The sequence below is a fragment of the Bacillus sp. JJ1532 genome (assembly GCF_036965085.1).
Classification (GTDB): Bacteria; Bacillota; Bacilli; order Bacillales; family Cytobacillaceae; genus Cytobacillus.
In genome coordinates, this window is record NZ_JBALOW010000045.1 from 163,538 (window position 1) to 170,993 (window position 7,456).

Consider the following 7,456-nt stretch of genomic DNA (forward strand, 5'->3'; position numbering starts at 1 on the left):
GGGCGTTATAGAGCCCCCTTAACTACCTTCCCTTACTGTTTTTCCTGCCGAAGGGTGTTATAGAGCCGGCTTAACTACCTTCCACAACTGTTTTTCCTGCCGAAGGGTGTTATAGTGCCTCCTTAACTACCTTGCGCAACCTTTTTTCCTGTCGAAGGGTGCTATAGATCGCCTTATTTGCTTTTTGTTGCTTTACCTTTTAACATAGAAGATAAATGTGGCATTTTTGTGAAAGGATGGATTTAGATGACAAAAGTTACAATTAAAGTGAATGACAACGGCTCATATCGTATTACTGGGGATGTTGACTTAATTGATGCGGAAGGAAACAAATTTGAAACAAAACAAACTTTCTCTCTTTGCCGCTGCGGCAGATCAGCTAAAGCACCATTTTGCGATGGATCTCATAAAGGAAATTTTGAATCTGTTGTTCGTGCACCGAAATCCGAAGAAGCATAGGTCAACCAATACTTTTCATTAAAAACGGGGATATTATCCCCGTTTTTTCGTTTCCTTCCCAACTTTTGCTGGAGCTACCTCTTCTTCCTCCGTTATCCCCCGCAGAATTTCCCGATCCATCAAGCTGCTGTCATCCCCTGCACCTGGGGCGACATTAGCCATCGGAAGCTGTTCGAGCTCTTTTCCTCTTGGCATGCGAAAAACACCTCCTTCTTTGTTAAGGTGCTTCTCCTGAAGGGACTTTAATCATTTCCATTAGAAATGGGCATTGGAGTCAGGCTTGCAGCATATGTTCAAGCAATCGTTTAATCGATTCTAATTTTCGTTTTGGATAAATGATATAGCTTTGAATGATGGGCGGCTTCGTTTTCGAGCGAAATGGAAGGGACACAAGCTTACCTCTTTGTATGAAAGTATCTGCTATAACGGATGGCAAAAGTCCCAAAAAGTTACCACTTCGTAAATATTGGACATACAGAGAGGCGTGATCGACCATTAAAGAATGCGTTTCCTTTCCAACGTTCTCTTCAAACCAGTGGTTATAGCTTGGTCCCCAATCCATATGAATATAGGGCAAGTTTCTTAAATTAGCCAAATCGATTTCCTTCGAAAAGTCGGTATCCGCATTTGTAACAAGTCTAATCTCTTCTTTTTTAAATGGAAGAACCTCGATTTCTGAATGAGTAGGTGGAATAAGGACGACTCCAAAATCAATGACCCCATCGAGAACATGCTGAACAATATCCCATGAATGTCCCGTAATGAAACGAAGTGCTGTTCTTGGATGCTTTGCTTGAAACTCTTTCATTATTGGAAACAGCAGATAATCCCATAATGAATGCAAGCTTCCTATAACTAAGGAGTCTTCAAATGTTTCTTCTATACTCACTTTTCTTGCCCCTTCATCAACAAGCTCAACAATTCTCTTTGCATAGTCCAGCAACTCTTTACCTGCTGTGGTAAGAAGAACTTGTCGATTATCTCGCTCAAATAATTGTTTCCCAAGTGTTTGTTCTAATGCTTTAATACGCATTGTAACGGTTGATTGGGATATAAACATTAATTCTGCTGATTTTGTAAAATTTTTCGTCTGAGCTACAGACAAGAACGCACGTAGCTGTTGAATTTCCACTTTATCCATCCTTATAATTAGTTTTTTTAATTAATGCTATTATAATTATTCGTTATACAAATGACAATTGTGCTGATACACTTTTAATAGTTCGTTTTAGATGAAAGGTGAGAGCTTGATGAGAGCCATACGATTATTACTAGTAAATTCATTTCTTATGAATGTCAGTTTTTTTGCATTTATTCCGTTTTTATCTTCCTATATTACTGGAAATTTAGCGCTTTCTGCTGGTATTGCAGGAGTGGTACTTATGATTCGCCAGTTGATACAGCAAGGCACTTCCTTTTTATCAGGGATGCTCGGGGATCGGTTTGATTATCGAATATTGATTAGTACAGGGATGATTTTGCGAGGAGCAGGCTTTCTGCTATTTTCATTTTGCACAACTCCGATGGAATTAATTGTTGCTGCTATCATCGCTGGTATAGGTGGTTCCTTATTTGAGCCTACAAGCAAGGCTGCTATGTCCATTTTTAGTCACCCTTCTAAACGAGGGGATATTTTTGCGCTAGATAAAATTGTTCGCCATTCCGGGATTATTTGTGCTGGGATATTAGGCGGAATACTATTGCAGCTCGACTTTTTCTATTCTTCCTTAGTATGCGGCGGGATTTTTGTTTTCAGCGGGCTGATTACTTTTTTGATGCTGCCTAAAGAAAATGTAAATGTACCAAAGCAGTCCTTTAAGGACTCTTGGCAAAAGGTCAAATCTGACCGGCTGTTTATTTATTTTACGATTAGCATGATTGGATTTTGGTTTATGTTTATGCAGTTGTATTTGACGATTCCGCTGCATGCTGCCAAAGTGTTTAACAGTTCAACATTCGTGTCAAGTTTGTTTATCGTCTATGGGATGATTGTCGTTTTTCTCCAATATCCTTTGCAAAAATGGACGAAAAAGTTTTCGCGGTTATCGGTCATTAAAGCAGGTATGGCTATCATGGGAACAGGTATGTTACTAATTGGGGTGTCGGATAGCTTCCTAATTTTCTGGGCTGGCTTTTGTACATACGCTGTTGGCATTATGCTGGTGGAACCAACCTCATACGAATATACTTCGGAAATTGCCCCACCACAATTTTCTGCAAGCTATTTTGGTTTTTCTCTGCTTGCCATGGCAATTGGAGGCAGCTTGAGCCAAGGTGGTGGCGGGTGGATGTATGAGCATATGCCACATGTAAATTGGACTATTTGTACTTTAGCGGGCCTCCTTTCAGCCATCAGTATTCAATGGCTGCAATGGATAACAAGAAAACATACTCAATTAGGAGAGTTAAAGAAGAGAAGCATTTAAGAAAAGATATGGAAGTATAACCTGGATGAAATGATGGGTCTCTTTGTTGGAGACTTTTAATTTGTTTTTTTCCTTTACTAAACGCAGAAAGATGACTAGAAAAAATATCCGAGTGTCTTTCTGCGTTAAACTGCTTATTAATCTGTAACCCGCACATCAGCTATTTCAGAAATATGAATCCGGTGCACTTCCTCAAAACGATCAACAATATGCAGCTTCTGATTTATTTCATCCCAAAAATGAATGGTCCCCATTACAAGCTCATAATTTTTATGACGATAATGAGTAACAGCAACGCTTTTTCCAAATTCCATTGCCTCCGAAATGACGGTGTTCATGCTTTCAAAATTTTGTTCGTCTATGTCCCGTACTTGATCGTACATATCTTCCTTCGCCCAGTCTCTCAATAATTTCACATGTTCTGGGAGCATCATAGATGTCCACTTGATTCTGCCCCGATCCCGAATCATTTAAGATCCCCCTTCGCTACATTTTATGACCTCCAACTAAAGTCGCCCGGTGCTTAGCTGTTCCCGCATTTGTATAGGAGACTGCTCTTAAAAGGGCTCCTGCTCCGAACTTTGATCTGATGTAATCAACTGTGTAGCCAAGCTCCCTCTTCTTCCAGCCGTTACCATCAAAAAGGTTTAGCTGCATTTCATTATCATCAACAAGTTTTCCAATGGAGAGCGAAATTTGCCGCACTGTTTTTCCTTCATAAAATTGATGAAAAAGCTGTATGCATACACGATAAATATCCATTGTCACATTTGTTGGCTCATCAATTGTTTTTGAACGGTAAAAGCCGCCTCCAAATTCATCTTGGCTGTAGCCGATCCCAAAGCTGATCGTCCTCCCTGCCTTCCGGTGACTTCGCACCCTTCTTGCTACCTCCTCGCACATCTCAAGAATGACATACTTAATTTCATGCTCTTCTTTATAATCTCTGAGCAAAATTTGGCTTTTTCCAAAGCTAATTTGTCCCTCCATAATCGGGGCACCGATATCAGAAAAGTCAATCCCCCATGCATGATGGAAGAGCTGATTTCCCATAATGCCGAATTTCTTCTCCAGCTTTTCTAAATCATAGTGAGCAAGCTGGCCAACTGTGAAAATCCCCATTCCATTCAGCGTTTTTTCCACGCGGCGCCCGATCCCCCACATTTCCCTTAAAGGAGAGACCGGCCACAATTTCGTTTGAACATCCTCATAAGTCCACTCAGCAATTTCTAATTTTTTCGCTTCTAAATCAAGACAAAGCTTTGCGAGCAGCATATTAGGTCCAATTCCAATGGCACATGGCAGCTGAAACTCACGCTCAATATCATCCTTTATCTTTCGGGCAATCGTAAGAGCATCACCCCAAAGATGCAAAGCCTCATCCACCTTTATAAAACTTTCATCCACGCTATACGTGTGAATCGCCTCTTTCGGGACATACCGATTAAAAACTCGAGTAATTTCAGTTGATATCCTCAAATAAGTTGCCATTTTCGGTTCCGCAACAATAATGCGCGGATCATCCGGAACTTCATATAAACGGTTTCCCGTCTTAATACCGAACTCCTTTTTCATCTTTGGCGATGCCGCCAGAACTACACTCCCCTTCCGCTCTTTTTTTCCAGCCACAACAAGATAGCATTCTAGAGGATCAAGTCCCTCTATAACAGCGGAACAGCTTGCATAAAAGCTCTTCATATCGACACACAATATTTTATTTTTGGGCATCGTATTGTAATCAATCATGACTTTTGCCATCCTCCTAGAAAAACACAGGCTCCTTGCATAAAAGAAAAAGAGAACACACATTCTTATATATACCCACTATAATAAGCGAATATACGTTCTGATTCAATGGAAATTTTACGACTAATTCCCTAAAAAAAGGGGGCTTTAATATACCTTTCCGCCTAAAAAGTCGTATAATCGACAAGAGGAGGCATACGAAAGATGGATCGAAAACTCATTTTTAAAATGATTCAAACATGCTTAAAGCAATATCATGAATCAATTTCTATTGATAGTGTGGAATTTGAGGGAATGTACGAAAAAATAAATTTACTAAAACATGAAGAAAAAGAAAGTGATTTGTACGACATTGTGAATGATGTCGTGTATGGGTATATAACGGATTCGCCTTATTTTTAGTAAGTGTGAATCAATAAGAAAAACCAGACATACTGAAGTTGTATTCAATACGCCTGGTTTCTTTTCCGAATTAGGCTTGCTGTGTTTATTTTTGATTAAACATCCGTCTTCCAAGCCGCTCAAACAAGCGAGGAAAAAGGGTATATACAATACTGCCTGCATTCATCCAGCCCGGCAAATTAATTTCTCGTGTCGGGGTCAGCATCGCATCTACAACCTTTTTTGCCACATACTCTGGCTTTAGCATAAATCTTTTTACATTTTTAACATAGGTTCCTTTTTCATCGGCAATGGTAAAAAAGTTCGTTTCAATCGGTCCAGGGTTAACGGCCGTTACAAAAACACGATGGCTAGTAAGCTCCATCCGAAGACTATTTGTATAGCCGAGCACAGCATGCTTCGTCGCTGAGTAGACACTTGATTTAGGTGTAGCAATTTTACCCGCCTGGGAGGCAATATTAATAATATGACCGCTTCCCTGCTGTCGCATGATAGGCAAAACCATACTTGTGCAAGCCATTAAGCCAACAACGTTGACAGCAAACATCCCTTTAATATCATCGATTTTTGCCTCATGAGCCTCGCGAAAAACCCCGTAACCTGCATTGTTAACAAGAACATCAACACGGTCAAGCCGCTCCAAAACCTTTGAAAAAACAGCCTGCACCTCGTCAGTGCTGGAAACATCAAGCTTATGTATATCAACCTTTACATGAAAACGGCTTTCTAAATCCGTTTTCAGCGAAAGAAGCTTCTCATAGCTTCGGGCGAGCAAAACAAGATTGGCTCCTCTTTCCGCACAAAGTGAAGCCATCGATGCACCGATTCCGGCCGAGGCACCTGTAATAATAATAGTTTTATTTTTCAAACGATCCAACATATTCCACCTCAGCTAAGCAGAAAAATAAAATGCCTTCCCTGCCTTATTTATACTAATTTCCCCCAAAGCATCCAAATAGTCAAGCTGGGCAATCGTTTCTGAAATCGTTAAGCCAAACTCCCTTTCATATACGGCCGGAAATAGACGCTGGCAAATTTCAAAAACGGTAAGAGGCTCCTGCTCAAGCCATTTTTTTATAAATATCGCACGCTCATGCTGACGTGCCAGTCTTTTCTCAATTAATTCATTAGGATCATAAATATCCTCTCCATGTCCTGAATAAACAAGCCGGATTGGGAATTGCCTTAGCTTCTTTAATGATTCATTATATTGCAGCTGCGGTTTGGGACGCTTTGTTTCTCCAGGAAGCGGCGGTTCCATTAAAGGATTCGGAGAAATATGTGCCAGTAAATGATCCCCTCCGATAAAAACCCCATCCTTCTCTCGGAACAAACCGATATGACTTTGAGCATGCCCAGGTATTTCAATAACCGTCCAGTCACCAAGCCCCAGCGGAGTGTCCCCTTCTTCCAATACACTTGTAAGGGAACGGCTACAGGAAAAACGCAAAGACTTTTTTAACGAGCTAATAAAAGGAAAAAATCGATCTGGAATTCCGCACTTAGGAAATAGATCATAGTAAAATTCATCATGCGCCTTTAAAAACGAATCTGTCCGCATTAGCCATCTTTCATTAAAACGATGTCCATATACTTCCATACTGGCAGGGAAAAAGTCCAAAAGACCAGCATGATCAGGATGATGATGGGTAAGGACAACTTGTTCAATATCTTCAGGAGATAGACTTAAATCTTGCAATTGTGCCTTTAAAGCCTCCCATGCTTCTTCTGTTTTAGGCCCAACATCAACAAGTGTCAGCCGCTCTCCCTTCACAACATATATATTCACATCACCAACCGCAAAAGGGGTAGGGATAACCAATTTAGCAATGCCATTTTTCCATTCTGTCATTTCTTCAACTCCTCAAAATACTATATCTAAATAAAATAATATCTAATCCATGCAGTATATAAACATAAGTTTACTCTTAAATTTACCAATTGTCATTATTTTCACATAATTAGAGATAGGAGGACGATAGATCCGTTATGTATCTGAAAAGAATGTTTTTATCAAGGTTAACGGCCTCTGAGTCCGCTATTACATGAAAAGAATGATATTTTCTCATGTTTTTTCATCATTAACGAATTCTGTGTCCTATTCATTCGACTAAGGAGCAAATTTTACGGAAATAAAGGATTCTCTGTCCGCTAAATATAAAAATCTGAATAAAATTCGAATGCAAAAGAATCGTTTTCGGTTTTCACTGTGAATGAATGCGCTATTTGAAATAGTTTAATCGGAACTTTTTATTAAAATTCGCTTGCCTTATTCCTTGCCTAACATTATTCCTCTTATAAATGAATAAATATAAGTGAAACTTCAATCAGTGGGGGTACCAACGCTAAGGACAAGCGAGTACCGATAAAGACATTAAGCCAAACCTTTCTTTGTCAGCATCATTCCCCACTGATTGTTAGTT

General features: G+C 39.8%; 9 protein-coding genes. 3 read left to right on the forward strand and 6 right to left on the reverse strand.

Features of this window, described 5'->3' with window-relative positions; genetic code table 11:
• Positions 1–246: 246 nt before the first annotated feature.
• Positions 247–459, forward strand: a complete 213-nt coding sequence (locus V7122_RS16230; RefSeq protein ID WP_335346630.1) for a CDGSH iron-sulfur domain-containing protein — start codon at positions 247–249, stop codon at positions 457–459.
• Between the two features lie 33 nt (positions 460–492).
• On the opposite strand, the gene V7122_RS16235 is transcribed toward V7122_RS16230, so the two are convergent.
• Positions 493–654, reverse strand: coding sequence for a hypothetical protein (locus tag V7122_RS16235; RefSeq protein ID WP_335346629.1), 162 nt, complete (start codon positions 652–654; stop codon positions 493–495).
• A gap of 79 nt (positions 655–733) precedes the next feature.
• Complete coding sequence (locus V7122_RS16240; protein WP_335346628.1) at positions 734–1,591, reverse strand: LysR family transcriptional regulator; 858 nt, start codon at positions 1,589–1,591, stop codon at positions 734–736.
• 118 nt (positions 1,592–1,709) lie between these two features.
• Here V7122_RS16240 and V7122_RS16245 point away from each other — a divergent pair, with 118 nt between their 5' ends.
• A complete protein-coding gene (locus tag V7122_RS16245; protein ID WP_335354369.1) occupies positions 1,710–2,885 on the forward strand; it encodes an MDR family MFS transporter in 1,176 nt (391 codons plus the stop codon).
• A gap of 137 nt (positions 2,886–3,022) precedes the next feature.
• On the opposite strand, the gene V7122_RS16250 is transcribed toward V7122_RS16245, so the two are convergent.
• Positions 3,023–3,355: a YolD-like family protein gene (locus tag V7122_RS16250; protein WP_335346626.1), complete on the reverse strand. Its 333-nt coding sequence runs from the start codon at positions 3,353–3,355 to the stop codon at positions 3,023–3,025.
• Positions 3,356–3,371: 16 nt separating this feature from the next.
• A complete protein-coding gene (locus V7122_RS16255) occupies positions 3,372–4,631 on the reverse strand; it encodes a DinB/UmuC family translesion DNA polymerase (protein WP_335354371.1) in 1,260 nt (419 codons plus the stop codon).
• Between the two features lie 204 nt (positions 4,632–4,835).
• Here V7122_RS16255 and V7122_RS16260 point away from each other — a divergent pair, with 204 nt between their 5' ends.
• Positions 4,836–5,033, forward strand: coding sequence for a YqzH family protein (locus V7122_RS16260; protein ID WP_335346625.1), 198 nt, complete (start codon positions 4,836–4,838; stop codon positions 5,031–5,033).
• Between the two features lie 85 nt (positions 5,034–5,118).
• Here the strand turns inward: V7122_RS16260 and V7122_RS16265 are convergent, their stop codons facing one another.
• Entirely contained in the window at positions 5,119–5,913 is a 795-nt protein-coding gene (locus V7122_RS16265; protein ID WP_335346624.1) for an SDR family NAD(P)-dependent oxidoreductase, read from the reverse strand.
• Between the two features lie 12 nt (positions 5,914–5,925).
• A complete protein-coding gene (locus tag V7122_RS16270) occupies positions 5,926–6,885 on the reverse strand; it encodes an MBL fold metallo-hydrolase (RefSeq protein ID WP_335354368.1) in 960 nt (319 codons plus the stop codon).
• Positions 6,886–7,456: the final 571 nt, after the last annotated feature.